Annotated in this window: 22 protein-coding genes; 16 read left to right on the top strand and 6 right to left on the bottom strand. The window is 56.5% G+C overall.

Going from position 1 to position 24315, the window contains the following annotated elements; genetic code table 11:
- Positions 1-4: 4 nt before the first annotated feature.
- The 5 genes from ACRZ96_RS08670 (at position 5) to ACRZ96_RS08650 (ending at position 6642) form a co-directional block, all read left to right on the top strand.
- A complete protein-coding gene (locus ACRZ96_RS08670) occupies positions 5-934 on the top strand; it encodes an ABC transporter permease subunit (RefSeq protein ID WP_170509646.1) in 930 nt (309 codons plus the stop codon).
- A gap of 1 nt (position 935) precedes the next feature.
- Positions 936-2741 (top strand): ABC transporter ATP-binding protein, encoded by a 1806-nt coding sequence (locus ACRZ96_RS08665; RefSeq protein ID WP_170818178.1) that lies wholly within the window; start codon positions 936-938, stop codon positions 2739-2741.
- Positions 2742-2983: 242 nt separating this feature from the next.
- Positions 2984-3877 carry a UTP--glucose-1-phosphate uridylyltransferase GalU gene (gene galU, locus ACRZ96_RS08660; RefSeq protein ID WP_170394477.1) on the top strand — a complete coding sequence of 298 codons (894 nt, stop codon included), beginning with the start codon at positions 2984-2986 and terminating at the stop codon, positions 3875-3877.
- 71 nt (positions 3878-3948) lie between these two features.
- Positions 3949-5385 (top strand): mannose-1-phosphate guanylyltransferase/mannose-6-phosphate isomerase, encoded by a 1437-nt coding sequence (locus ACRZ96_RS08655; RefSeq protein ID WP_480706214.1) that lies wholly within the window; start codon positions 3949-3951, stop codon positions 5383-5385.
- A 180-nt stretch (positions 5386-5565) separates the two neighbouring features.
- Complete coding sequence (locus tag ACRZ96_RS08650; protein ID WP_170646939.1) at positions 5566-6642, top strand: DUF2793 domain-containing protein; 1077 nt, start codon at positions 5566-5568, stop codon at positions 6640-6642.
- A gap of 172 nt (positions 6643-6814) precedes the next feature.
- Here the strand turns inward: ACRZ96_RS08650 and ACRZ96_RS08645 are convergent, their stop codons facing one another.
- From ACRZ96_RS08645 to ACRZ96_RS08635, 3 genes are read right to left on the bottom strand one after another with little or no spacing between them, the layout of a single operon-like run.
- Complete coding sequence (locus ACRZ96_RS08645) at positions 6815-7894, bottom strand: helix-turn-helix domain-containing protein (RefSeq protein WP_480814399.1); 1080 nt, start codon at positions 7892-7894, stop codon at positions 6815-6817.
- A 59-nt stretch (positions 7895-7953) separates the two neighbouring features.
- Complete coding sequence (locus ACRZ96_RS08640) at positions 7954-8691, bottom strand: anti-sigma factor (RefSeq protein WP_223118477.1); 738 nt, start codon at positions 8689-8691, stop codon at positions 7954-7956.
- Positions 8688-9212: an RNA polymerase sigma factor gene (locus tag ACRZ96_RS08635; RefSeq protein ID WP_480814398.1), complete on the bottom strand. Its 525-nt coding sequence runs from the start codon at positions 9210-9212 to the stop codon at positions 8688-8690. Before ACRZ96_RS08635 ends, ACRZ96_RS08640 begins: the two co-directional genes overlap by 4 nt.
- 98 nt (positions 9213-9310) lie before the next feature.
- On the opposite strand from ACRZ96_RS08635, the gene ACRZ96_RS08630 reads away from it, so the two are divergent.
- Entirely contained in the window at positions 9311-9892 is a 582-nt protein-coding gene (locus ACRZ96_RS08630; protein ID WP_480814397.1) for a YceI family protein, read from the top strand.
- A 37-nt stretch (positions 9893-9929) separates the two neighbouring features.
- On the opposite strand, the gene ACRZ96_RS08625 is transcribed toward ACRZ96_RS08630, so the two are convergent.
- The 3 genes from ACRZ96_RS08625 to ACRZ96_RS08615 form a co-directional block, all read right to left on the bottom strand.
- A complete protein-coding gene (locus ACRZ96_RS08625) occupies positions 9930-10952 on the bottom strand; it encodes a trans-3-hydroxy-L-proline dehydratase (protein ID WP_170422843.1) in 1023 nt (340 codons plus the stop codon).
- 63 nt (positions 10953-11015) lie between these two features.
- A complete protein-coding gene (locus tag ACRZ96_RS08620; RefSeq protein WP_170394453.1) occupies positions 11016-12074 on the bottom strand; it encodes a sn-glycerol-3-phosphate ABC transporter ATP-binding protein UgpC in 1059 nt (352 codons plus the stop codon).
- Complete coding sequence (locus tag ACRZ96_RS08615; RefSeq protein ID WP_170394450.1) at positions 12071-12865, bottom strand: IclR family transcriptional regulator; 795 nt, start codon at positions 12863-12865, stop codon at positions 12071-12073. The genes ACRZ96_RS08620 and ACRZ96_RS08615 overlap by 4 nt, the downstream gene beginning before the upstream one ends.
- Before the next feature lie 140 nt (positions 12866-13005).
- Between ACRZ96_RS08615 and ACRZ96_RS08610 the strand changes: the two genes are divergently transcribed.
- The 10 genes from ACRZ96_RS08610 to ACRZ96_RS08565 all read left to right on the top strand — a co-directional run bounded on the left by ACRZ96_RS08610 (position 13006) and on the right by ACRZ96_RS08565 (position 24297).
- Positions 13006-14265, top strand: coding sequence for an ABC transporter substrate-binding protein (locus ACRZ96_RS08610; protein WP_170394448.1), 1260 nt, complete (start codon positions 13006-13008; stop codon positions 14263-14265).
- Between the two features lie 94 nt (positions 14266-14359).
- On the top strand, positions 14360-15286 hold the full coding sequence (locus ACRZ96_RS08605; protein ID WP_170394445.1) for a carbohydrate ABC transporter permease: 927 nt from the start codon (positions 14360-14362) through the stop codon (positions 15284-15286).
- 1 nt (position 15287) lies between these two features.
- Positions 15288-16136 (top strand): carbohydrate ABC transporter permease, encoded by an 849-nt coding sequence (locus ACRZ96_RS08600; RefSeq protein WP_170394442.1) that lies wholly within the window; start codon positions 15288-15290, stop codon positions 16134-16136.
- A 22-nt stretch (positions 16137-16158) separates the two neighbouring features.
- Positions 16159-17499 (top strand): alpha-glucosidase/alpha-galactosidase, encoded by a 1341-nt coding sequence (gene melA, locus ACRZ96_RS08595; protein WP_170663509.1) that lies wholly within the window; start codon positions 16159-16161, stop codon positions 17497-17499.
- 54 nt (positions 17500-17553) lie between these two features.
- Positions 17554-19263, top strand: coding sequence for an IlvD/Edd family dehydratase (locus tag ACRZ96_RS08590; RefSeq protein ID WP_480706229.1), 1710 nt, complete (start codon positions 17554-17556; stop codon positions 19261-19263).
- Positions 19263-20030 (top strand): SDR family oxidoreductase, encoded by a 768-nt coding sequence (locus ACRZ96_RS08585; protein WP_170511963.1) that lies wholly within the window; start codon positions 19263-19265, stop codon positions 20028-20030. The genes ACRZ96_RS08590 and ACRZ96_RS08585 overlap by 1 nt, the downstream gene beginning before the upstream one ends.
- Positions 20031-20034: 4 nt before the next feature.
- A complete protein-coding gene (locus tag ACRZ96_RS08580; RefSeq protein ID WP_480771797.1) occupies positions 20035-20928 on the top strand; it encodes a 2-dehydro-3-deoxygalactonokinase in 894 nt (297 codons plus the stop codon).
- Positions 20925-21530: a 2-dehydro-3-deoxy-6-phosphogalactonate aldolase gene (locus ACRZ96_RS08575; RefSeq protein ID WP_480706233.1), complete on the top strand. Its 606-nt coding sequence runs from the start codon at positions 20925-20927 to the stop codon at positions 21528-21530. The genes ACRZ96_RS08580 and ACRZ96_RS08575 overlap by 4 nt, the downstream gene beginning before the upstream one ends.
- Entirely contained in the window at positions 21527-22387 is an 861-nt protein-coding gene (locus tag ACRZ96_RS08570) for an SMP-30/gluconolactonase/LRE family protein (protein WP_480814396.1), read from the top strand. Before ACRZ96_RS08575 ends, ACRZ96_RS08570 begins: the two co-directional genes overlap by 4 nt.
- On the top strand, positions 22384-24297 hold the full coding sequence (locus tag ACRZ96_RS08565) for a beta-galactosidase (RefSeq protein ID WP_480706237.1): 1914 nt from the start codon (positions 22384-22386) through the stop codon (positions 24295-24297). Before ACRZ96_RS08570 ends, ACRZ96_RS08565 begins: the two co-directional genes overlap by 4 nt.
- The last annotated feature ends 18 nt before the right edge of the window (positions 24298-24315 follow it).

Raw genomic sequence — 24315 nt, 5'->3', positions numbered from 1 at the left:
GGCAATGCTTGGAAAATCACAAAAAGCCGCCCATCTGGCCGAGGAAATCACTGATTACACGGTCATTCAGGGGCGCTCGCTTTGGCAGGACGCACGGATACGTTTTGTCCGCAACAAGGCCGCTATGGCCAGCGTTTTCATTCTGGGTCTGATCGTGTTGTTCACGATTGTTGGCCCTTACTTCGCAGTCTGGAACAATGAAGAGATCGACTGGAACGTCATGGGGGACGTGCGCGGCATGGGTATGCCGTCCATGGAAACCGGACACTATTTTGGCGTCGATGATTTGGGGCGCGACCTATACAGCCGCGTCATTCAGGCCACCACCACATCGCTGCTGGTCGGTTTGATCGGGGCCGCGACCGCTCTGATCGTCGGCACCTGCTATGGCATCACCGCCGGATATATCGGCGGGCGCACCGACAGCGCCATGATGCGGTTCGTGGATATCCTGCTTGCAATTCCGGCAACACTGATCATCATTCTGCTGCTAGTCGTGGCGGGACGGTCCTTCTTTATGCTGTTCATCGCATTGGGCGCGGTCGGTTGGCTGACGATGGCGCGGATTGTCCGGGGGCAAACCCTGACCCTCAAGAACCGCGAGTTTATCGAAGCCGCGCGCGCCGCCGGTGTCAGCGAATTTACCATCATGTACCGTCACATTCTGCCCAACCTGTTGGGCGTTGTGATCGTGTACGCTTCGTTACTGGTGCCCGAGATGATCCTGACGGAAAGCTTCATCTCGTTCCTCGGCCTCGGAATCTCAGAACCCTACACATCGTTGGGCCGCCTGATCGCCGAAGGGGCTGGCACCATGGCGTATGGTACGCTCTGGCAGCTGATGTTCCCACTTACTTTTTATGTCGCCATCATCATCACCATGTTCTTCATCGGTGACGGGCTGCGCGACGCTCTGGACCCGAAGGATCGCTGATATGAGTCTGTTTTCCGTGAAGGACCTGAGCGTCCGATTTGATACACCTGACGGCGTGGTTGAAGCTGTAAAAGGCATCAGTTTCGACATCAATCCCGGCGAATGTCTGGGCATCGTCGGCGAAAGTGGCTCGGGCAAAAGCCAGACGTTCATGGCAGCGATGGGGCTGTTGCCCTCCGCTGGCCATGCGTCTGGTTCTGCTTTGCTGAATGGTCAGGAGATCCTGAATCTACCTGTGAACAAAATCAACAAGATTCGTGGCTCAGACGTCGGCATGATTTTTCAGGATCCGCTGACCGCCCTGACCCCACATCTGCGGGTCGGCCAGCAGATGCGCGAAGTGCTACAGGTTCACGAAGGTTTGCAAGGCTCGGCTGCCCGCCAACGTTGCCTTGACTGGCTGAATCGCGTTCGCATCCCTGAAGCGAAACGGCGGCTGGATCAATATCCACATGAATTGTCTGGTGGCATGCGTCAGCGTGTGATGATCGCCATGTCGATGCTGTGTAATCCCAAACTTTTGATCGCGGATGAGCCGACTACTGCGTTGGATGTGACCGTTCAGGCCGACATTTTGGACCTGATGGTACGGTTGCAAAAGGATGAAGGTACGGCCATAGCTCTGATCACCCATGACATGGGTGTTGTTGCGCGCATGTGCGACAATATTCAAGTCATGCGTATGGGTGAGTTTGTGGAGGCCGGTGACACGCGCGAAGTCTTTCGTTCTCCTCAGCATGATTATACCCGAACGCTACTTGAGGCTATGCCGCGAATTGATGCGGGCGATGCTCCGAAAGCTCTTACGCAGACGGGAGAACCGCTACTGAAAGTGGATGACGTCAAGGTTCATTTCCCCATCCATGTCTCGGGAGGTCTTTTTGGGCACAAGGTACCGCTGAAAGCCGTTGATGGCGTGAGTTTCGACATCCGAAAGGGCGAGACCCTAGGTGTTGTTGGAGAATCCGGCTGTGGCAAATCCACGCTGGCCCGGGCTGTGCTGCAACTGATCGAACCCAGCGCGGGCAATGTCAGCTGGCTGGGGCATCCGATCGTCGGGCTGAAACGGGCCGAGTTGAACAAGTACCGCAAGGACTTGCAGATCGTGTTTCAGGACCCGCTGGCGAGCCTTGATCCACGGATGACGATCTCGGCCTCGATCGCAGAACCGCTGAAAACCTATCGCCCGGATCTGACCGAGCGGGAACGCAAAGAGCTGGTCGCAGAGATGATGGAGCGTGTTGGCTTGAAGGCCAACATGATCAACCGGTATCCGCACGAGCTGTCCGGGGGGCAAAACCAGCGTGTTGGAATCGCGCGTGCCATGATCAACAAACCAAAACTGATTATCTGTGACGAGGCAGTCTCTGCGCTGGATGTGTCCATTCAAGCCCAGATCGTAGGATTGTTGCGTGAACTGCAACAAGAGTTTGGCCTATCGATGATCTTCATCAGCCACGATTTGTCTGTGGTACGCGCGGTTTCGAACCGGATCATGGTTCTATATCTGGGCCGCATCGTTGAATTGGGCGATGGTGAAGTGATCTGTTCCGAACCGAAACATCCTTACACTCAGTCCCTGATTTCGGCGGTTCCGATCCCTGATCCGGATGTCGAGCGCAGCCGCCAAAGGCTTAAACTACCGGGAGAATTGCCTTCACCCATGGATCCGAAAGCAGCTTTGCGCTTTTTGCCCAGCAGATTGTCTATGGGTGAGACCGACTATGTACCTCAACTCAGTGAGATTGCCCCGGATCACTTCGTCGCCGAACACGATCCGCTTGAGGCGATTATGGCCAATGCATAATCTTACGCGCCCCGATCTAAGGGGCGCGTTTTTAACTTCATAGAACAAGTGATTAGTGGATTGGTTCGGTGATCCCGCTTTCGGTCGTGTTTCGTTTTGACTCTGCCCTTAAGTTAATGGCAGATTCCAGCGAACCCGTAGCAGACCAGCCGGGTGTGATTGATTGGTAGGATTTTAGATTATATGTGGGGGCTCCGGCATCACCGAGAGTCGTCGGCAATATATAGAATTAGTGAGGTAATATGGTACGCAAAGTCACCAAGGCGATATTTCCCGTAGCGGGAATGGGCACTCGGTTTCTTCCGGCGACAAAGTCGGTGCCAAAGGAAATCATGACATTGGTTGATCGTCCGCTGGTCCAATATGCCATCGACGAAGCGCGTGCGGCCGGGATCACTGAATTCATCTTCGTGACATCGCGCGGAAAATCAGCACTTGAGGACTATTTCGATCACAATCTCGTGCTGGAGCAGGACCTCAAGTCTAAGGGCAAAGACGAACTGCTTGAAGTCTTGAACGCAACCAATATGGAAAGCGGAGCGATTGCCTATATCCGTCAACACAAGGCTTTGGGATTGGGGCATGCGGTCTGGTGCGCCCGTCGACTGATCGGGGATGAACCCTTTGCCGTGATGCTGCCCGACGATGTGATTGCCGCCGACAAACCCTGCCTACAGCAGATGGTCGAAGCCTATGAGGAAACCGGCGGCAACATGGTCGCCGCAATGGAAGTTCCCAACGAAAAAACCAGCTCCTACGGTATTCTGGATACCGGCCAGAATGTTGGAACGGTTGTCCGTGCCAAAGGAATGGTGGAAAAACCGAGACCAGAGGACGCGCCATCCAATCTTGCGGTGATCGGTCGTTACATCTTGGGTCCTTCGGTTCTATACAATCTGAACCAGAAAAAGAAGGGAAGTGGTGGCGAAATCCAACTGACCGACGCAATTGCTGAGGATATTGGCAATGGTGTCCCTGTCTTTGGCTACAAGTTTGACGGACAGCGGTTCGATTGTGGTTCAAAGGCTGGCTTTCTGCAGGCAACGGTCTCGTTCGCATTGGCTCGCGATGATCTGCGCGACGACCTAAACCAATATCTGCATGAAGTCGTGGCCTCTGATCGGGCCGCGCAGTAGGCCTAGCCGTGTCAGCCATTCTGTATTCAATTCAGTAATTTAAGCTTTATGGTTCAGAAGGGGCAGACATTATGAGCACAGTCTATCCTGTAATTCTATGTGGCGGGTCAGGTGCTCGGCTTTGGCCATTGTCGCGTAAAAGCTACCCCAAACAGTTTGTTCCGCTGATTGGTGAAACCAGCCTGCTGCAGCAATGTGCCGAGCGGTTGAAAGGCCCGACCGACACGCCTTACGCCAAACCTCTGATCCTGACCAACGAGGCTTTCCGCTTTGTCGTCCCTGAACAGTTGATGGCCATAGGGATCGATCCGGGTCCGATCTTGATCGAACCCGAAGGACGCAATACCGCACCTGCGGTGCTGGCAGCTGCCCTGCACCTTTCATCCATTGATCCCGACGGGATGATGCTGGTAGCCGCGTCGGATCACGTCATTCCAGACAGTGCGGCCTTTCATGCGGCCGTCGCCGAAGGGGTCCGCACAATAGCCGAGCGTGGAGATCTGGTGACGTTTGGGATCACACCCGACCGACCCGAAACCGGGTATGGCTACCTTAAGCTCGCCCAAGCACCGGACTCGTCAGGCGCTTCTGTGCAACTTGACCGGTTCGTTGAAAAACCCGATCTTGAAAACGCCAAGGCTATGGTGGCTGAAGGGAGTTATCTTTGGAACTCGGGCATCTTTTTGTTCGCGGTCCGAGATATCCTTGAGGCGTTCAGCCAGCATGCACATGATCTAATAACGCCCGTTAAGAAGGCGGTTGAACAGGCGCAGTGTGATCTGGGCTTCCTGCGGTTAGATCCCGAGGCCTGGGCGACAGTTCAGGACATCTCTATCGACTATGCGGTTATGGAGAAGGCCGACAATCTCAGCGTTGTCCCTTATGCCGCCGGGTGGTCAGACGTGGGCAGCTGGTCTGCCGTACAAGAGCTGAGCAACCCCGATACGGACGGCGTTGCAACTGCCGGCGAAGTGACCGCCATAGATTGTCGCAACGTGCTGGTGCGTTCTGAATCGCCCGCGCAAGAAGTTGTTGCAATGGGGTTAGAGAACGTAATCACCGTGGCTATGCCTGACGCGGTTTTGGTCGCCAGCATGGACCGGGCGCAAGACGTCAAGCAGGCCGTCGCAGCATTGAAGGCAAAAGGCGCCAAGCAGGCGGAAGCATTGCCCGTTGATCATCGCCCTTGGGGATGGTTCGAAAGCCTCGTCATCGGCGATCGGTTTCAGGTCAAACGCATTCACGTCCATCCCGGCGCTTCGCTGAGCTTGCAATCGCATCACCATCGGTCCGAGCATTGGATTGTCGTGGAAGGCACCGCCGAGGTGACTATTGACGACAAGGTGCAGCTCGTGTCTGAGAATGAATCCGTCTATGTGCCGCTCGGGGCCGTGCACCGGATGGTAAACCCAGGCAAAGTGCCAATGGTTCTTATCGAGGTGCAGACCGGGACCTATTTGGGTGAAGATGACATTATTCGCTACGAAGATGTCTACGCTCGTGACTGAGATCTGATTTCAAGAACTGATCCAAGTTTGGGGCATCTGCAAGGCAGATGTCTCCATATTTCTGAGACCAAATCTTAAAAATTCGAAACCTGGGCGTTCGGCTGGGTCAGGCGGGATTTACGCACATCACGGCAGTGTGGCGCGCAATCATCATCGGACCGACACCACAGGAGGATGCCCATGCCACAGAACTCTCCCCGTCTAAATCTGCCCTATCTGCAACCCGCGCAGGCCCAAAAACATGTGACCCATAACGAAGCGCTGCGTGCGCTAGATCTGGTGGTGCAGCTAAGCGTTGCGTCCGTTAACGCGACTATCCCACCAGCTGCTCCTGATCAGGGTGAAACCTATGCATTGGGCACGTCTCCGACCGCGGCATGGTCCGGACAGGATGGAAAACTGGCGGCTTGGTTGGACAACGGGTGGCATTTCTTGACTCCCGACATGGGCTGGCGGGCCTGGGATCAAAATGCAGGGCTGTTGAAAGTCTGGGACGGGTCGGCGTGGATCGACCCGCCGGTCAATACACAGAACCTTTCCGGGATCGGCATCGCAACCGGATCAGACAGCACAAACCGTCTGGCCGTACGTAGCCCTGCCACCTTGTTGACGCATGAGGGCGCTGGCCACCAACTCAAGATCAACAAGGCTGGTGCCGGTGATACTGCCTCGCTGCTGTTTCAATCGAACTGGACCGGCCATGCCGAAATGGGCCTATCCGGCGATACAAATTTTTCAATCAAGGTCTCGCAGGATGGCGGAAGCTGGGTCGATGCTTTGCGGTTTGACGCCACAACCGGAACAGCCAGCGGAGCGGCTGTTCAAAGCAGCGCCGATGACACCACCTCGGGTCGCCTGATGCGGGCAGATTACGGATACGGACCGGGCAATGTGCTGGGCACCGTATCCGAAAGCAGCGGCGTACCCAGCGGAGCGGTGATCGAGAGGGGCGGCAATGCAAATGGTGACTACACGCGCTTTGCCGATGGAACCCAGATTTGCACCGCCGTTCTAAGTGCTGTGGCCTGCACGACCGCAACTGGTAGTATGTTCGCCAGCGGTACCGCCAATTGGGATTTCCCTATTGCCTTTGCTGACAGCAGTTCTCCCGCTCTCAGCGGGAACGGCGGCGGTATTGGCCGATTTATGGGGTTTGACGCACCTTCAGAAACTCAAGCGACGTATCAGGTGATGGCTCCATCCTTGGACGCTACCAGTATAGCGCCAACAGTGATCGCAGTCGGACGTTGGTACTGAATAAAGACCGTTCGGGCCATCGCCCGGACGGTTATCGTTCTTGCAAATTGGTTTCTGACCGATCCAGACAACACGCAAAGATCTGTCTTATCCTGTACCCAAGATCGATACCAGGAACCCAGCTAACAACCCTATCATTTCACTCTTTGTGAAAGCGGCAGATCAAGGCCAGTTACAAGGCCGCCGTCCATACGCGATATCGACCCTGCCCGGTTACTTCGCGGATTAGCCCCCTATCGCTGAATTTGTCCAGATTTCGCTGTGCCGCTGCACGCGAGGCATGGGTCAGTTCTTCGGCCAGCGGGGCGGAAACCATCGGCCAAGCCGTTAATGCATCAATCAGCACGGGTGGGGTTCGACCGCTTAGGTCCGAAATGGCGTCGCGGGCGCGCCCTTCCCAAGCGCTGATCCGGTCCAAATGCAGCAAAGCCGCAAGTGAGGCCTGGCCTGCCCCCTGAATCCAGGCCGAAAGTTTCTCGTCCAACGATCCTGCCCCCCGCAATGCACCTGGGCCCGACAGAGAAAGCGGCATGAACAATGCGCAACCTCGACCCATCGCGGCGGCATGGCGGGCCGCGATGACCGCGGCCTCGGTATCCTGTCCGATGCCAGGAGACAACGCGCGCCACGCGTGAAATCCGATGGCGGCCTGGGTAACCGGGTGCAAACCGGCGACATTTCGCATGGTTTCCGCCAGATCAATCACTGCTTCGGGTGTATCTTCGAAACCTTGGGCCTGACGGTCTAGAAAAGCGGTCAGCCCCGCATCCCAGCCGCCCTCCGATGGCGCAGCACCCGACGACAGCCGCCTCACTGCCCATCCCGCCCGATACAAAGCCTGCACATCATCACCGGTTGCTCCAATCCGCAAACCGGTCCAAAGCGCAAGGCGGTCGACGCTGATCCGATCGCCCGTCCACCAGCCCAGATCCGAGACCTCCATCAGGGCCAGACGGTGACCCCACCCCTTGGGACCCGCGCGCAAACGTTCATCCAGAGCTCCAAATGTGACGGCCAGATCGGCCAGTTCAGCCGATAACTCGGATTGGGCCGCACGCCAGTCCCTTGGGTCAAACAGCAAACGCTGGTCCGGTCTCGGTACAGAGGGCAGAAATTCTCCCGGGTCTTCTTCGCCGTCGGGCGGAAGGAACCACAAATCGTCGTCTTCCGGCGGATCGGCGTCATAGATGCTGCGCGGCCCTTTTTCCAAGGCCTCATCATCCGGGTCCGGTATCTGAGGGTTCGGCTTCATGTCGGGTATTCTTCGGGCATTTACCGCGGTTCACAAGTGGTTTTGCGGATTCTTGTCGCTCAGCCTGAGAACGCCTCGGTCAAAACACTTAGTTCTCCACTCAGGTCTGTTTGCGCATCTCCACCCAACAGCATATAGCCGTAGCCATCATTCGCCCATGTCGCTGTCGCAAGACCACTGAGCACCGCAAGGTTCACATCCTTGACCGGTGCTCCCGCGCCTTGCCGGATCACACAAAACGCCACCGGATTGCCCTGGGCGTCAGCAAAGACCACCTGCACCAAGGGTTTACCTTTGAACGACAGCACCTGAGCTCGTTTCAAATCAAGGCCCGGCAGATTTTCCAACACGTCCCGGTTCAGTGAACGACCCAACTGAGCCTCGGCCTGAACAAACTGCGCGTCCAGGGTTTGCTGAGAATTGTCCAGATCGGCAATCGTGTCCGGTGAATAAAGCGATTGATAGATCGCAGCCTGCTCCGCCCAGCCCAATGCCTGTGGTCGCGTGGCCCAGAATGTTGCAGACGCAGCAATAACAGCAACTGAGGCTGCGACCGTCAGCAAACGGAGCGGTCCGGCATTGGATTGTTGAGCGCTCGGAATGGGCAGATCGATCGAAGGCGCCTCAGTTGGAATGCCTTCAAAAGCCTGCTGCACAACCTGGGCAAATGGGTCGAGCGCCATGAGACGGTGTTCGAGTGCAGAATCCTCGGCCACCGCGTCTTCGATGGCGCGGGCTTCGGCCTCATCGAGGCTGCCTTCCAGATAGGCCAGAAGTGTTTCGTCGGAAAACTTCATTTGCCACTCCGTTGCACGGTGTTAGCCGCATCGTGCTGCATAACGGTCTTCAGTTTCTGCCGGGCATTGGAAAGCCGGCTCATGATTGTGCCGATGGGTACGTCCAGCATATCCGCAGCTTCGCGGTAGCTGTAGCCTTCGACAAACACAAGCATCACCGTTTCACGTTGCGCCTCTGGCAGCTGCATCACTTGAGTAAACACCTGAGCGGCGAAAATATTCGTTTCTGAATCAGGCCCTGTCGCGACTAATTCCGCCTCGGGCGTGACTGAAAGCGCCTGCGCCTTTCTTACGGATCGCGCCCGTATCTCGTTCAGCCAGATTGAACGGCAGATCGTCATCAGCCAACTGTCCAGCCGTTCATACGAGGTGACCTGGTGGTGCTTCTCCAACGCACGCAATGCCGTCGCCTGCAACAGATCATCCGCAACGTCCGACGCACCCGACAAAGCCAGCCCAAACCGCCAGACCCGTTTCGAGTGGGTCTGGATCGCGCCGCGCACGGCTTGTTCGGTGCTCATCTCAACACTCATCGAATAAAACGCGACCTGTGTGTGTTTGCTTTGACATGGGACCGGGCCCGCTTGGTCAGAACTGTCATAGATCCTGGAGGAAAGAAATGAAACTTCTGTTCAAAACAATCACGATTGCGTCGGCTATTATTGCAGGCCCGAGTCTGGCTGCAGATTGGACACTAAACCCGGATGCGTCTCATCTGGCTTATGGAACGGTCAAGATCGATGATGTTGGAGAGGTCAATTCTTTCACCAACCTTTCGGGTCATGTCAGCGAAGATGGCAAGGTTAATATCGATATCGATCTGTCGTCGGTCGAAACGAATATCGACATCCGTAACGAAAGGATGATCGAGTATGTGTTTCGCAAGGCCGCGACCGCGACATTGAGCGCGAATATTGATATGGACCAAGTGTCGAAGCTGGATGTGGGGGCCAGTAACACGATTGAGGTGGATGCGAAGCTGGCTCTGGCGGGGACCGAGGTGGAATTCTACACCGATATGTTTGTCCTGCGTGTGGCCGAAGATACCGTCATGGTTTCAACCAACGACATGGTGTTCATCAGCACCGAGGATGCGGGCGTTTCGGCAGGCGTAGACAAGCTGATGGAGTTGGCACAACTACCCAGCATCACCCGCACCGTACCGGTGACCGCACGATTGATGTTCAGTCTCGAAGGCTGAAACCTAAGAAAAGTACGGGGTCGAATTTGGCCCCGGCTTATGCCCCCCAAGTGTCGCTTAGGCGATAGCCGCCAGGCCATGGGTCATCGGGGTCCAGCATGTGCTGGTGCGTACCCGTAATCCAGCCTCGCCCCGAGATTTCCGGGGTGATCGCCACGCGGCCGTTCAGATCATGCCGCTCTACGATACGGCAGCGAAATTCACTGTTGATGACTGAACGCGCGTGGTAGCGATCGGTCATCGTCATTTCTCCCTTGGCCAGCAAAACCGCCATCCGGGCTGAAGCACCGGTGCCACAAGGTGAACGATCCAGCTTACCCGGTTTGATGGCGACAGTATTACGTCCGATGAGAATATCGCCCTGACGATCGAGCGGGCCTGCAATCTGGCAGAACGAAATGTGGCTCCAGTCTTTAGTAGGGTGATCGAAGCCAAGCTGCTCATTGGCGGCATCGGTGATACGCGCGCCAGTCCTTGCAAGATCAGCCCCTTCATCAGGGGTAAGCTCGAAACCCAGATCGGCGGCATCTACAATTGCAAAACTGTCGCCACCAAACGCGGTATCCACGCGCAACGTCCCGATGCCCTCAACCTCGATCCGGGCATCCAGCTTGTCGACGAAACTTGGCACATTATGCACAAAGATACGTTCGGCCTTGCCATTTCGGCATTCGGCGCGGACGCGGATCAACCCTCCTGGGGCTTCCAATGTCAGATGGGTTTCAGGCTCGTGCATCGGAAGAATGCCACTGTCCAACAGAACCGTTGAGACACAAATCGAGTTGGAGCCTGACATCGGTGGCGTGTCTTCCGGTTCCATGATGATGAACGCTGCATCGGCCTCGGTTTTTTTTGGTGGAACCAGAAGATTCACATGGCGAAAGACACCGCCGCGAGGTTCATTCAGCATGAAATCCCGCAATGTCTGGTCTTCAGCGATAAAGGTCCTTTGGTCCCATACCGTCTCTCCCGGAGGCGGAGCGACGCCGCCGACGATAACGTCGCCCACTTCGCCTTCAGCATGGGCCGAGATCACATGGATGGTTTTGGAACTGCGCATAAAGCCTCCGGAAAGCCGATGGATAATGCGCAGTCATGCAAAACAGATCCGGTCTGGCAAGCCCTATCGCAGCCGCTGACCCGTCTCGGGATCGAACAGCATCGCACGCTCAGGACGAACCGAAAGCCCGATGCGGTCACCGGTCGTACTGCGTTGGTCTTCCCGTTCTTCCACAATCAGCTTATCGCCATTTGGCGTCAGCAGATAAGAATATGAAACACCACCGAGCGCTTCGGTCAGATCAACTGTGCAGGTATCACCGTTTCGATCCACCTGAATATGCTCGGGGCGAATACCCAATGTTACTTTCGTCGCTCCTTTGGGAACGCTCTCGGTGACCGGGACATCATCAGTAAGTGCAGGGTGCCGCACCATGCCGTCCACGATATCGCACTCAAGGAAGTTCATTGCAGGAGACCCGATGAAACCCGCCACGAACTTATTATCGGGGTCGCGATACAGGTCCATAGGGGCTCCCACTTGCTCAATCCGACCGTCGCGCAATACCACAATCTTGTCGGCCATGGTCATCGCCTCAACCTGATCGTGCGTAACATAGATCATCGTCGCGCCGATTTCCTGATGAAGCCGCGCAATTTCAACCCGCATTTCCACGCGAAGTTCTGCATCCAGATTCGAGAGCGGTTCGTCGAACAGGAACACCTCGGGGCCGCGCACAATGGCACGCCCGATCGCGACCCGCTGACGCTGACCGCCGGACAACGCTTTGGGTTTGCGTTTCAGATATTGGTCGAGCTTCAGAATATTTGACGCTTCCTGAACCTTCTGATCGATCTCGGCCTTGGCAACACCGTTCATCCGCAGACCAAATCCCATGTTCTCGGCCACGGTCATATGGGGATAGAGCGCATAGGTTTGAAAAACCATCGCCACTCCGCGTTTGGCAGGATCCACATGCGTGACTTCACGTGCGCCGATATGGATTTCCCCGTCCGAGGTTTCTTCCAAACCCGCGATCATCCTCAACAGCGTCGACTTACCGCAGCCCGAGGGGCCCACGAACACGCAAAACTCACCATCTTCAATCTGCAGATCAATCCCGTGAATGACCTGCGTCTGGCCATACCGTTTGATCGCGCCTTTCAGGGTTACACCTGTCATGTTGCTTGCATCCTATTCTGTTGGCCCTCGGGGAACCGCCACGCCTGTGCTTCTGTGCCGATCTGTTCAGCGACGCGCCGGACGCGCGGCACCCAAGATTGCAATTGCTCGAAATCCATTCGCCCAGTCGATCCTGTCACCGAAAGGGCCCCCAACATGCGGCCCCCGTTAGTCAGAATCGGACAGGCAATGCAGATGATGCCGGGCTCATGCTCTTCATCATCAACTGCGTAACCACGGCTGCGGATCTTAACGAGATCAGCCCGCAATGCCTTTTCCGAGGCCAAGGTCTTGTCAGTGAACCGATGAAAGCTTTGTTGCGAGATCGTCTTTTCCAACTGTGCCTCGTCCAAATAGGCCATCATCGCTTTGCCAACGCCTGTGCAATAGGCCGGGCCGACCTTGCCGGCCTCAGAATACATCTCAATTGGTCGTTGCGCGTTGCGCTTATCCACATAAAGCACCTGCCCGGAATCAAGTTGCGCCAAGTGCACGGTCTCCCCTGTCTCGGCGCTGAGAGCGTCCAGGAAAGGCCGCGCAATTGGAGCTAATGAGCTATGCGTCCATGCCGAATGCGCCAGTCGCACCAATCGCATACCTGGCGAATAAGTCTGCCGTTCCGGTTCGTAATGCAGCATGCCCTGATTGGTTAGCGACTGCAGAAAACGGTATAGCGTCGCCTTGGGAAATTCACTGCGTTCCAGCAATTCCCCGAACCGCACCGGGCGTTCGAAGGCCGCGACTTGTTCCAGCACGTCACATGCTTTTCCTATTGTTCCGTCACCTGCCACGGGTGCCTGTTCTCCTCCACTTTCCCTCGGCTTTGGGCACGAGGGTCTTGACAAGAGTAGCCGAGTCGATGTGTAGTTTTCAATATATAAAACAAGGTTTCAATATTTGAGACCAATATGGAAGCTTAAGGGAGGAAACTATGCATTCCATGTTCAAGCGCACAGCGGCTGCTTTGGCTGCCAGTGTGGCACTTGCTGCGCCCGTCGCGGCAGAGCTGACCGGCGAGCTGCGAATCTTCCTCGATACGTCCAACCCGGCGCCGCGCGCGACGATGGAAGCGATGATCGAGCGATTCGCGGCCGAACATCCCGGTCTGGAAATCGAAACCACCGTGATCGACCGTGAGGCCTACAAGACCCAGATTCGCAACTTCCTGACGGCTGACACGCCAGACGTTGCCACCTGGTATGCAGCCAACCGGATGAAGCCTTATGTTGAAGCGGGTCTTTTCGAAGACGTCTCGGACCTGTGGGCTGAACCTGAAATCGCCGACAATCTGGCGTCGACCAAAGGTGCGATGACCATTGATGGCAAACAGTGGGGCGTTCCGTACACCTATTATCAATGGGGCGTTTATTACCGCAAAGACATCTTTGATGAGCTGGGTCTGACCGAGCCGACCACTTGGGAAGAAGAACTGGCCAATTGCCAGAAGATCGTCGATTCCGGACGCGCCTGTTATACCATCGGCACCAAGTTCCTGTGGACAGCAGGTGGCTGGTTTGACTACCTGAACATGCGCACCAACGGGTTCGACTTCCACAATCAACTCGCAAATGGCGAGATCAGCTGGGAAGACGACCGGGTTAAGCAGACCTTCGCCAACTGGAAACAGCTGATCGACATGGGCGCATTCATTGACAACCACCAGACCTATAGCTGGCAAGAAGCCCTGCCCTTTATGGTCAACGGTGAGGCCGCCGCCTATCTGATGGGTAACTTCGCTGTGGCTCCGCTGCGTGAAGCAGGCCTGACCGACGATCAGTTGGACTTCTATCAGTTTGTCGCCATCAACCCCGATGTTGAACTGGCCGAAGACGCGCCGACCGATACGTTCCATATCCCGGCCAATGCCTCGAACAAGGAAGCCGCGCGTGAGTTCCTGCGTTTCGCAGTCTCTGCGGACGAACAGACCGAAATCAACAACGGTGCAAACCTCGGCCAGTTGCCTGTGAACGCGCAATCCGCAGTGGACGACGACAAGTTCCTGCAGCAGGGCTTTGTCATGCTATCGTCTAACAGCCCCGGCGGTGTTGCACAGTTCTGGGACCGCGACGCACCAGCGGAAATGGCAAAAGTGTCGATGGAAGGCTTCCAGGAATTCATGGTCAAGCCGGACAACGCTGACAAGATTCTGGCCAAGCTGGAACGTGCGCGCGAGCGCATCTACGACAACTAAATCTTGTCCAGGGTCGGGCTGAAGCCCGGCCTACACCTTGCACAATAGTAGGGCGGGCTTCAGCCCGCCTTCACCCACCAGATCCGAGATGCCCATGACCGCTGCCGTTGACGCCCCCGAGCAAGAAAGCTGGTTCCACAGAAACCAACAGCGCATCGCGCCCTGGCTGTTTTTGGCTCCGGGTCTGTTGTTCTTCATGGTCTATGTGATCATCCCGGTCTTTCAGTCTTTCAATCTGTCTCTTTATGAATGGGACGGTTTAGGTGCAGCTGAATATGTCGGCTTTCGCAACTATGAAGATCTGTATTGGGAATGGGTGGACCGCGACGCTTTCTACATCTCGCTCAAGAACAACCTGATCTGGCTGATCCTGTATCTGGCCGCAATCCCTGCAGGCTTGTTTATTGCACTGTTCCTGAACCAGACGGTCTGGGGCATCCGCCTCTACAAGTCTTTGTTCTTCTTTCCCTTCGTCATCTCTCAGGTCGTCGTTGGGCTAGTATTCACATGGTTCTACGATCCAACCTTTGGCCTTCTAAACGAATTCCTAAGCCTCTTTGGCCTCGGTCCACTGAACGTGCTGGGGGATGAGCGCTTCGTAACCTATGGCATCATCTTCGCAGGTCTATGGCCACAAACGGCCTATTGCATGATCCTCTACCTCACCGGCCTGAACGCGGTCGACCCCGAACAGATCGAAGCCGGGCGTCTGGACGGCGCAAAAGGTGGGCGAATGCTGTGGCACATTATTCTGCCGCAGCTGCGCCCGGCAACCTTCATCGCATTCGTTGTGACAATCATCGGCGCGCTGCGCAGCTTTGACCTGATCTCGATCATGACACAGGGCGGTCCTTTTGGCTCGTCCCGCGTGCTGGCCTACTACATGTTCGAGGTCGCGCTGTCCGAATACGGCTTCCGCATGGGATATGGCGCAGCTATCGCTGTGATCCTGTTCCTGATTATGCTCTGCTTCATCGCCTACTTCCTGTGGTCGATGTACCGCGAAGAAAGGGGGCACTGAGATGTTTCCCAAACCGATCGAAAAACAACCCCGCGCAGCGCAGATCACCTATCAGGCGATGTTGCCTCTGGCACTGCTACTATGGCTGGGGCCCCTTTTGGCGGTCGCGCTTTTCTCGGTCAAACCTGCCGCAGACTTCACCAATGCGAATTACTGGGGGATGCCGTCCAGTTTTGAGGGCGCGTTCAACTATGGTCAGGTCTTTTTCAATTCGGATATGCCACGTTACTTGATGAACTCGTTCCTGATCACCGTACCAACGGTAATCGGGGCCGTTGCACTCAGTTGCATGACAGGCTTCGCGCTGGGGATCTACAAATTCAAATCGAACCTCTGGATCTTCTTCATGTTTGTGGCGGGCAATTTCGTACCCTTCCAGATCCTGATGGTCCCTGTGCGCGATCTCACGCTGGAGTTGGGCCTTTACAACACTAAAACAGGGCTTGTGTTATTCCACATCGCCTTCCAGACCGGGTTCTGCACGCTCTTCATGCGCAACTTCATCCGCGCCCTGCCATTCGAACTGATCGAGGCCGCACGGGTCGAGGGCATTAGCGAATGGCGAATCTTCTGGTACGTCGTTCTACCACTGATGAAACCGGCCATCGCCGCACTCAGTGTCCTGATTTTCACCTTCATCTGGAACGACTATTTCTGGGCTGTTGTCCTGACCCAAGGGGCCGAAAGCCAGCCCGTGACAGCCGGGATCACCAGCTTTAACGCGCAATTTCGCGCTGCTTATCAGTTGATGAGTGCCGGTTCTATAGTGGCAGCCCTGCCGCCGGTTGCCATGTTCTTCCTGATGCAGAAACACTTCATCGCGGGCCTGACCCTCGGTGCCGTAAAATAACGTCAAACCAGAGGTTTACCTCATGACCAAGATCACCTTTGTAGGTGCAGGTTCCACGATCTTCATGCAGAACATCGTGGGCGACGCCCTGCTCACCCCTGCCCTTGCAGACAGCCACTTTGCGCTGATGGATATCGATCCGGTGCGCTTGGCCGAAAGCGAAGCTGTGGCCAAGGCCATGATCCGCTCAGTCGGCACGGGTGCAACCGTCTCAACCCACACGGATCGTCGCGCGGCGCTGGACGGCGCAGATTTCGTGATCACTGCCTTTCAGGTTGGCGGGTATGAGCCTTGCACGGTGACAGATTTTGAAATCCCAAAACAATATGGCCTGCGTCAGACTATCGCCGATACGCTGGGTGTTGGTGGCATTATGCGCGGCCTGCGCACTGTGCCCGTTCTGTGGGGCGTCGCGCAGGACATGATGCAGTTGTGCCCCAACGCAACGCTGCTGCAATACGTGAATCCGATGGCCATCAACACCTGGTCTCTGGCTGAGCGCTTCCCTAATCTGAAACATGTCGGCCTGTGCCATTCTGTCCAGAACACGGTCGAAGAACTGGCGCATGATCTAGACCTGCCCAAGGCGGACTTTCGCTACAAAGTTGCCGGCATCAATCACGTCGCGTTCTTCCTCAAGCTCGAGCATGAAGGCCGCGATCTGTATCCGGCTTTGCGTCAGGGCTATCGCGCCGGGCATTTACCCAAGCCTCCGCTGCTAATGCCGCGCTGTCCAAACAAAGTCCGGTACGAAGTGATGGACCATCTTGGATACTTCTGCACCGAAAGTTCCGAGCATTTTGCAGAATACGTTCCTTGGTTCATCAAAGACGGTCGCAATGACCTGATCGAACAGTTCAGCATACCGCTGGACGAATACCCGACCCGCTGTGTCGAGCAGGTGGCCAATTGGAAGGAACAGGCCAAGACCCTGACAGATGGTCGGAACATCGAAGTAACCCGAAGCCATGAATTCGCCGCCGACCTTATGAACGCAATCGTGACAGACACGCCGTACACAGCTTACGGCAACCTGCCAAATACGGGTCAGATTCCGCAACTACCCCTAGGTGCAGCGGTTGAAACGCCGTGTCTGGTTGACTCGAATGGCGTCCAACCTTCCGTGGTCACGGATATCCCGCCACAACTGATTGCGTTGATGCGGACCCAGATCAACGTACAAGAGCTAACGGTTCGCGCGCTGACCGAAGAAAACCCCGAATACATCTATCACGCCGCAATGATGGATCCCCATACTGCGGCCGAGCTGGATCTGCGCCAAATTCGCAGCCTCGTCACCGATCTGCTTTCTGCCCATGGCGATTGGCTGCCAGATTGGTGCCGTCCTGCCCGCGCAGCTTGATCTTCGTCTTCTCAAAAAACACTCAATTCCAACGCCAGACAGACAGAGCCAATAATGACCAAGAAACGCCGTTCACAGCATTGGTACGGAAAACTCGATAAGGACGGGTTCATTCACCGGTCCTGGATGAAAAACCAGGGCTTTCCGGATCACGCTTTTGACGGGCGCGCCATCATCGGCATCTGTAACACATGGTCGGAACTGACGCCCTGCAATTCGGGCCTTCGTGATCTGGCCGAAGGCGTGAAACGGGGCGTGTGGGAGGCAGGCGGCTTTCCAGTGGAATTCCCCGTTATGTCGCTGGGCGAGACCCAGATGAAACCCACCGCCATGCTGTTTCGCAACCTGCTGGCGATGGATGTCGAGGAATCGATCCGCGCCTATGGTATCGACGGCGTTGTCCTGCTGGGTGGATGCGACAAGACCACCCCGGGGCAGCTGATGGGCGCAGCCTCGGTCGATTTGCCGTCCATCGTGGTTAGCTCTGGCCCGATGCTGAACGGCAAATACCGGGGTCAGGATATCGGCTCGGGCACCGATGTCTGGAAGTTTTCCGAGGCTGTTCGTGCCGGAGAAATGACACTTCAGGATTTCATGAACGCTGAATCAGGCATGTCGCGTAGCGCGGGTGTGTGCATGACTATGGGCACCGCTAGTACCATGGCCTCATTGGTTGAGGCGATGGGCATGTCGCTGCCCACCAACGCCGCCCTACCTGCCGTTGATGCCCGCCGCATGGCACTGGCGCATCTGACCGGCAAGCGCATTGTCGAGATGGTGGACGAGGACCTCAAGCCATCAGATATCCTGACCAGGGAGGCGTTTGAGAATGCCATCCTCGCCAATGCGGCCGTCGGAGGATCGACAAACGCAGTGGTCCACCTGTTGGCACTTGCAGGTCGCGTGGGTGTCGACTTGACGTTGAAAGACTTTGAAATCGGATCGGAAATCCCCCTGCTGGTCAATTGCATGCCTTCTGGCAAATACCTGATGGAGGATTTCTGTTATGCAGGCGGTGTGCCAGTGGTTCTGAGCGAACTCAAACCTTTCCTGCGCCCGGCAAGAACAGTTCTGAACAAGGACATCTCGGCCCACTGTGAAGGGGCTGAGTGTTTCAACACAGACGTCATCCGCCCATTTGACGATCCGGTAAAACCCGCCGCAGGCCTGCGGGTTCTGCGCGGCAATCTTGCGCCCAACGGGGCAATCGTGAAGCCTTCGGCGGCCACAGATGCACTGCTGGAAACCGAGGCCGAAGCATACGTTTTTGAAAGCATCGAAGATCTGAAAGCCAATATCGACCGCGACGACCTACCAGTTACACCTGAGACCATTCTGGTCCTCAAAGGTTGTGGGCCCAAGGGCTATCCAGGGATGCCCGAGGTTGGGAACATGCCGATCCCGGCCAAGCTGGTCAAAGACGGCGTACGCGACATGATCCGGATCTCGGACGCGCGTATGTCTGGTACTGCATTCGGGACAGTTATCCTGCATGTCAGCCCTGAGGCTCAGGCCGGTGGTACGTTGGCGTTGGTCAAAACCGGTGACCGTATTCGCGTGTCCGCCAACAAGGGCGAGCTGCAGCTGCTGGTCGACGAAAAGGAACTGGACGCCCGCCGCGCCCTGTGGCAACCGGACGATCCGCATTACTCGCGCGGGTATGCGAAGCTTTATATCGACCACGTGTTGCAGGCTGATCGCGGCGCGGACCTTGATTTCCTTGTGGGCAAAGACACGCGCCTAGTGACGAGAGAGAGCCACTGATGGATCAACCTGCTACATTTCAAGACCTCAACGGAGCCTCTGTTTATATCACCGGCGGCGGTTCGGGCGTTGGTGCAGCGTTGACTGACGGGTTCATGGCCCAAGGGGCTAAAGTTGCCTTTATCGGTCGGTCAGATGCCGGTGAATTTGTCGAACAGATGCGTGACAAGCACGGCCGCGCCCCCTTGTTCCTACAGGGTGACATGACTGATACCGAGCTGTTGCACGCCACCATGGCCAAAGCAGCTGAAGCCCATGGCTCGATTAAAGTGCTGGTCAACAACGCCGCGAATGACAAGCGGCACTCACTTGAAGAAACTACAACCGAGTTCTGGGACTGGATGATCGAAGTCAACCTAAAGGCCTACTATTTTGCCTGTCAGGAAGCCGCGCGACAGATGAAGGACAAAGGCGGTTCGATCATCAATTTCAGTTCGATCAGTTACCTGATGGGGAACGCAGGTTATCCAATCTATACAAGTTCAAATGCGGCAATCACCGGCATGACACGCTCGTTGGCGCGTGAACTTGGGCCACATAAAATTCGCGTCAACGCGCTGGCACCGGGATGGGTTCTGACACAGAAACAGCTGGACATGTGGGCCACACCCGAAGATCTGGCTGCGCATATGGATCGCCAGAGCCTGAAAGAGCATCTGACGCCCGAAGACATGATCGCACCAACCCTGTTTCTGGCTTCAAGCGCAAGCCGTGCAATGACCGGGCAGTGCATGGTGGTTGACGGCGGCGTGGTAGGAACGGGGTGACGCTATGAATGTCGAGTGGATCGCTGTTGACTGGGGAACATCTCATCTGCGGGCATGGGCCATGCAAGGTGATAGCGTTTTGGCACAGGCCGCGTCGTCAGATGGTATGTCCCGCACAGCCGGCGGAGGTTTTCAGGCAGCCCTGCTAGCTTTGATCGAAGATTGGCTGCCCGGGCAACCGGTAGATGTGATCGCCTGCGGAATGGTTGGGGCACGACAGGGTTGGGTCGAGGCCCCGTATTCTGCGGTTCCATCCGAGCCTATTCCGGTCGTACCCTTTCGCGTTCCAAACACCGATCCGCGTATTCGGGCCTTCGTCGTTCCTGGGCTGAGACAGAACAGCCCCCCCGATGTGATGCGCGGGGAAGAGACGCAGATTGCGGGGTTCCTCAGCACGCATCAGAATTGGGACGGTGTGATTTGCCTACCCGGGACGCATACAAAATGGGCCCAGATCAGTGCCGGAGAGGTGGTCAGTTTCCGAACCTTCATGACCGGCGAGTTGTTTGATCTGCTGCGCGGGCAATCCGTTCTGCAGCATTCAATTGACGAGGGCTGGGACGACGTGAGTTTTACCGAAGCGGTTGCCGACATGCTGTCGAAACCCGAGCAGCTGGCAGCGCGCCTATTCGGGCTACGGGCTGCTGATTTGCTGCACGGTCAAAGCAAGAGCGTTGCGCGCGCCCGTCTTTCAGGGTTCCTGATTGGCGCCGAGCTTGCCGCATCGCGGCCCTATTGGCTGGGCCAACAATTGGCGATCATCGGCTCGGAAAGTCTGACCAAGGCCTACGCGACCGCCCTGCAGCAACAAGGTGCCATGGTCGAAACCGCAGACGCCACAATCGCAACACTTGCGGGTCTGTCGCAGGCCCGAACATTAACGAGGCAAACCGCATGAGCCGCCCCATCATCGCCATCCTGCGTGGGCTGAACCCTGACGAGGCGCTACCGGTCGGTCACACCCTGTTGGAAGCGGGCATAGACCGGATTGAGGTTCCGCTGAATTCTCCCGATCCGCTGGAAAGTATCCGAGTTCTCGCCTCGGAGATCGGGGACCGCGCGCTTATCGGAGCAGGCACTGTATTAACCCCTGATCAAGTTGACGCGATTGCTGATGTCGGAGGTAGATTGATCGTTTCGCCGAATTGCGATGTGTCCGTAATCCAACGCTCTGTCGCGCTTGGGCTGCAAAGCTGGCCGGGTGTGTTCACGCCGACCGAGGCCTTCGCAGCGCTCCAGGCTGGGGCTACAGGGTTAAAACTTTTCCCCGGTTCGCTTGCCGGTCTTGCAGGGTTGGCTGCGCTACGCCCTGTTTTGCCGCCGGGTGCTCAGGTCTTTGCGGTGGGCGGTGCGGGCCCCGAGAACTTTGGAGCCTGGATCGAGGCCAGCGCCGACGGCTTCGGAATTGGATCTGCGCTCTATAAGCCCGGAATGTCAGTTGGAGAAATAGCAAACCGTGCCCGGCAAATCGTTGCTGCCTATGATGAGGCCGTTGGATGAGTCAGGTCTATGACGACCGCCCCTGCGAATTGGGCGAGGGGCCATTGTGGCACCCTGAACAGCAACAGCTTTTCTGGTTCGATATCATCGGCAAACGACTGATGACGCGAGAAAATGAACAAGCGCGTAGCTGGGCGTTCGATGAACATGTCTCAGCCGCAGGATGGGTAGACCGTGACACTTTGCTGATCGCGTCGGAAACCGGCCTGTGGCGATTTGGGCTTGAGAGTCGAGCCAAAGATTTGATCGCCCCGCTTGAGGTCGACAATCCGGTGACTCGATCCAATGATGGGCGCGCCGATCCTTGGGGCGGGTTCTGGATTGGCACCATGGGCAAACAGGCAGAAGTAGGCGCAGGTTCGATCTATCGCTATTGGAATGGCGAGCTACGGCCATTGGTCCGAGATATCACCATCTCAAATGCAATCTGCTTTGCGCCGGACCAATCCTGCGCCTATTACAGCGATACCGCCACCAAGCTGGTCATGCGTTGGGAACTGGACGCGCAGACAGGCTGGCCCATAGGCAAAGCGGCGGTCTTCCTTGACCTGCGCAGCGAAGATCTGAACCCGGACGGCGCTGTGGTTGATCGCTCCGGAAACATCTGGATCGCCCAATGGGGTGCCAGCCGGGTCGCAGCCTATACGCCCAGCGGTCAGTTCCTGAAAGCTGTCGTCTTCGATGCCAAACACACTTCGTGCCCGAGTTTTGGTGGTGATAACCTGACTACACTGTTCTGCACCACCGCCCGCCAAGGGCTGGACGCGGACACCCTTGCAAGAACGCCGACGAATGGCATGACACTCACCGCGCCAAATGTGGCGCAAGGTCAAGCTGAACACAGAGTTACACTATGAAGCCGGAACTTGGCGTTTGCTATTACCCTGAACACTGGCCCGAAGAGAACTGGGCTCAGGACGCCGCGCGCATGGTCGAGACTGGCTTGAAATGGGTCAGGATCGGCGAATTCGCCTGGAGCCGAATGGAACCCACTGCTGGAGACCTGCAATTCGACTGGTTGGATCGCGCGATTGAAACCTTGGGTGCGGCTGGGCTGAAGATTGTGCTGGGCACCCCGACGGCAACACCTCCGCGATGGATGCTGGACAAGCATCCCGGCATGCTGGCTGTGGATGCTGATGGCAATCTACGCAAGTTCGGCTCACGCAGACATTATTGCTTTAGTCACACCGGCTATATCGACGAATGCAAGCGGATCACGAAGATCATGGGTCAGCGCTATGGCCGCAACCCGCATATCGCTGCTTGGCAAATCGATAACGAATATGGCTGTCACGATACGACGCTCAGCTATAGTGCTGCGGCGCTGTATGCTTTTCACCGCTGGCTGGCGAACCGATACAACTCGATCGACGCGTTGAACGATGCCTGGGGAAATGTGTTCTGGTCGATGGAATATAACAGCTTTGATCAGATCGAGCTGCCGAACCAGACCGTGACCGAGCCCAACCCGGCACACGTCTTGGCGTTTCGCAGGTTCAGTTCGGATCAAGTGATGGCGTTCAACAAGGCCCAGGTCGATGCGCTGCGGCCGCTAACGGATCAACCATTGCTGCACAATTACATGGGGCGTGTGCTGGAATTCGATCATTTCGATGTAGGCAGGGATTTGGACATCGCGACGTGGGACAGCTATCCGATTGGCTTCCTGTCGGATAGGTTGGAAGTGGACGAGCCGCACAAGACTGCATTTCTGCAGCAGGGTGATCCGGACATGCAGGCCTTTCACCACGACCTATACCGCGCCGTCGGTCGAGGCCGTTGGTGGATCATGGAACAGCAACCCGGTCCAGTGAACTGGGCCCCCTACAACCCGGCACCCCTGCCCGGCATGGTGCGTCTCTGGTCGCTTGAGGCGGTGGCCCATGGGGCCGAAGTGGTCAGCTATTTCCGCTGGCGGCAAGCACCGTTCGGGCAGGAACAGATGCATGCCGGTCTACTTACCCCGCATGGCGACGAAGCACCCGGTTTGGCCGAGGCGCGTCAGACCGCCGATGATCTGGCCGCGATAGGCACGGTTCAGCCTATCCATGCGCAGGTTGCGATCGTCTTCGATTATGCATCTGACTGGGCCTGGACAACGCAGCCTCAGGGCGCGGGGTTCGATTATTTCCGGCTCGTATTCTCTGCCTACCGCGCGTTGCGGCGCGCTGGGTTGTCGGTGGATTTCGTGCCTCAGAACGAGGTCGGCAAGGAGCACTATAATCTGATCCTAGCACCGGGCCTGGCTGCCCTAGGCGATCTTGAACAAAGGCTACTACAAGGATGTGATCTTGCCGTTCTGGGACCGCGCAGCGGGGCAATCACCGAAGATTTTCAGATCCCTGATTCGGGGCGCCCAGGTCTTGATGGCCTCAGCAGCCATGTCGATCTGATCGAAACTTTGCCACCCGGCGCAACCCGTATTGTCGAAGGGGGTGGTGCTGCGGAACATTGGGTTGAGCGCTTGTCAGGCTCCGCGCAAAAATTGCTTTCTTTCGTAGATGGCACTGCGGCGTTGCATGGCGGTGCCGGTCTTTGGTATTTGGCGGGGTTCCCCGATGAGGCCCTTTGGGATCGCGTCATAGCCATGGCGGCCCAGAAAACGGATCTGGCGCTCCATCCGATGCCCAAAGGGCTGCGGCGGCGCGAGACGCAGTCGCACGAAGTGCTGATCAACTATAATGCGCATTCAGTGACATGGGACGGCCAGCAGGTCGAGGGATGTGATGTCCTGTTCAGGACGCGCGGTTCATATAAACGTTAATCTAGATACCGCTAACAT

The organism is Ruegeria sp. CF1 (assembly GCF_056537445.1).
This window is presented reverse-complemented; position numbering and strand designations above follow the sequence as displayed.

What these genes read in the sequence shown, in the direction of transcription:
- ACRZ96_RS08670 (WP_170509646.1), top strand. Translation starts at nt 5, where the DNA reads ATGCTTGGAAAATCACAAAAAGCCGCCCATCTGGCCGAGGAAATCACT.
- ACRZ96_RS08665 (WP_170818178.1), top strand. Translation starts at nt 936, where the DNA reads ATGAGTCTGTTTTCCGTGAAGGACCTGAGCGTCCGATTTGATACACCT.
- ACRZ96_RS08580 (WP_480771797.1), top strand. Translation starts at nt 20,035, where the DNA reads ATGAATGTCGAGTGGATCGCTGTTGACTGGGGAACATCTCATCTGCGG.
- ACRZ96_RS08570 (WP_480814396.1), top strand. Translation starts at nt 21,527, where the DNA reads ATGAGTCAGGTCTATGACGACCGCCCCTGCGAATTGGGCGAGGGGCCA.
- ACRZ96_RS08600 (WP_170394442.1), top strand. Translation starts at nt 15,288, where the DNA reads ATGTTTCCCAAACCGATCGAAAAACAACCCCGCGCAGCGCAGATCACC.
- ACRZ96_RS08640 (WP_223118477.1), bottom strand. Translation starts at nt 8,691, where the DNA reads ATGAAGTTTTCCGACGAAACACTTCTGGCCTATCTGGAAGGCAGCCTC.
- galU (WP_170394477.1), top strand. Translation starts at nt 2,984, where the DNA reads ATGGTACGCAAAGTCACCAAGGCGATATTTCCCGTAGCGGGAATGGGC.
- ACRZ96_RS08645 (WP_480814399.1), bottom strand. Translation starts at nt 7,894, where the DNA reads ATGAAGCCGAACCCTCAGATACCGGACCCGGATGATGAGGCCTTGGAA.
- ACRZ96_RS08605 (WP_170394445.1), top strand. Translation starts at nt 14,360, where the DNA reads ATGACCGCTGCCGTTGACGCCCCCGAGCAAGAAAGCTGGTTCCACAGA.
- melA (WP_170663509.1), top strand. Translation starts at nt 16,159, where the DNA reads ATGACCAAGATCACCTTTGTAGGTGCAGGTTCCACGATCTTCATGCAG.
- ACRZ96_RS08610 (WP_170394448.1), top strand. Translation starts at nt 13,006, where the DNA reads ATGCATTCCATGTTCAAGCGCACAGCGGCTGCTTTGGCTGCCAGTGTG.
- ACRZ96_RS08650 (WP_170646939.1), top strand. Translation starts at nt 5,566, where the DNA reads ATGCCACAGAACTCTCCCCGTCTAAATCTGCCCTATCTGCAACCCGCG.
- ACRZ96_RS08635 (WP_480814398.1), bottom strand. Translation starts at nt 9,212, where the DNA reads ATGAGCACCGAACAAGCCGTGCGCGGCGCGATCCAGACCCACTCGAAA.
- ACRZ96_RS08585 (WP_170511963.1), top strand. Translation starts at nt 19,263, where the DNA reads ATGGATCAACCTGCTACATTTCAAGACCTCAACGGAGCCTCTGTTTAT.
- ACRZ96_RS08630 (WP_480814397.1), top strand. Translation starts at nt 9,311, where the DNA reads ATGAAACTTCTGTTCAAAACAATCACGATTGCGTCGGCTATTATTGCA.
- ACRZ96_RS08620 (WP_170394453.1), bottom strand. Translation starts at nt 12,074, where the DNA reads ATGACAGGTGTAACCCTGAAAGGCGCGATCAAACGGTATGGCCAGACG.
- ACRZ96_RS08625 (WP_170422843.1), bottom strand. Translation starts at nt 10,952, where the DNA reads ATGCGCAGTTCCAAAACCATCCATGTGATCTCGGCCCATGCTGAAGGC.
- ACRZ96_RS08565 (WP_480706237.1), top strand. Translation starts at nt 22,384, where the DNA reads ATGAAGCCGGAACTTGGCGTTTGCTATTACCCTGAACACTGGCCCGAA.
- ACRZ96_RS08590 (WP_480706229.1), top strand. Translation starts at nt 17,554, where the DNA reads ATGACCAAGAAACGCCGTTCACAGCATTGGTACGGAAAACTCGATAAG.
- ACRZ96_RS08575 (WP_480706233.1), top strand. Translation starts at nt 20,925, where the DNA reads ATGAGCCGCCCCATCATCGCCATCCTGCGTGGGCTGAACCCTGACGAG.
- ACRZ96_RS08655 (WP_480706214.1), top strand. Translation starts at nt 3,949, where the DNA reads ATGAGCACAGTCTATCCTGTAATTCTATGTGGCGGGTCAGGTGCTCGG.